Here is a 649-nt window from a genome sequence, read left to right as displayed (position 1 = left end):
CTCCTGAGCGTCTCCAGCTTCAGCGTGAATGGGGTCGACGGCAGCTTCACGGCGGGCCAGACCGCAACCATGACCGGTGTCGGAACGCTGATCATCGCCAGCAACGGTGCTTACACCTTTACCCCGGTGGATAACTGGAACGGCACCGTGCCGACCGTCACCTACACCACCAACACCGGTTCCACCAGCACGCTGGATATCAGCGTCACCCCGGTCAATGACCCGAGCGTCCTGACCGCGGATACCAACACTGTCGATGAAGACCATGTTGCAACCGGCAACGTGCTGGGCAATGACAGCGATGTGGATAATCTCCTGAGCGTGGCCACCTTCACGGTTGGCGGCACCGAGTACACCGCAGGCGCCACCCCGGCGATCATCGCCAACGTCGGCACCCTGGTGATCGGGGCGAACGGTGCTTACACCTTTACCCCGGCCGAGAACTACAACGGCACCGTACCGACCGTCACCTACACCACCAACACCGGCTCCACCAGCACGCTGGATATCAGCGTCACCCCGGTCAATGACCCAAGCGTCCTGGTCGCGGACACCAACACTGTCGATGAAGACCACGCAGCCACCGGCAACGTGCTGGGCAACGACCACGATGTCGATAATCTCCTGAGCGTCTCCAGCTTCAGCGTGA

General features: G+C 61.6%; 1 protein-coding gene. It reads left to right on the top strand.

The annotated features are described in order from the left end of the window. Positions 1-649: Ig-like domain-containing protein (locus AC1DWM_RS30155; RefSeq protein WP_477796898.1), on the top strand; the 649-nt coding region annotated here is incomplete at both ends.

It is taken from the genome of Pseudomonas sp. P4_C8 (assembly GCF_056401975.1).
Note: the sequence above shows the minus strand (reverse complement) of the source record. Positions and strands in the feature narration are given on the sequence as shown.